The sequence below is a fragment of the Lysobacter sp. TAB13 genome (genome assembly GCF_052113885.1).
In the GTDB taxonomy this organism is placed as follows: domain Bacteria; phylum Pseudomonadota; class Gammaproteobacteria; order Xanthomonadales; family Xanthomonadaceae; genus Lysobacter; species Lysobacter gummosus.
Genome location: NZ_JBFRDR010000395.1, coordinates 1 through 363, shown reverse-complemented (window position 1 = coordinate 363; position 363 = coordinate 1). Strand labels below are relative to the sequence as shown.

The window sequence follows — 363 nt, the reverse complement described above, 5'->3', positions numbered from 1 at the left end:
GATCTGTGAAGACCTCATGCTGCAGCAGCTCGAGATGGAAATGGATGATRTCGAASGACGCGGCACGYTCCCGGACCTTSGCMAGCATMGCAAGRTGGCTCGCGGTGTGATCGCGAATRCCWGCAAGTCGYARGCCCTGCGGTGYGCAAGCGACAAGCTCGGCGGACGTSKTTGAATCGGCCGATGCGAACARRGTGACKTGATGGCCTTGCCGAACGAGTTCTTCAGTAAGCCAGGACGCAACCCGCTCGGTGCCGCCGTACATTCGGGGCGGAACCGACTCCGCCAGCGGTGCAACTTGCGCAATCCGCATCCGATTTCTCCAAACAGGTTAACTCCGCCAAGGCGGCGAGCAAGTAACTC

General features: G+C 59.8%; 1 protein-coding gene. It reads right to left on the bottom strand.

Features of this window, described 5'->3' with window-relative positions; all coding sequences use genetic code 11:
- Nucleotides 1–265, bottom strand: a 265-nt coding sequence (locus tag AB4Y92_RS26670; protein WP_441822359.1) for a glycosyltransferase, incomplete at its 3' end; no start/stop codon positions are given.
- Nucleotides 266–363 lie beyond the last annotated feature (98 nt).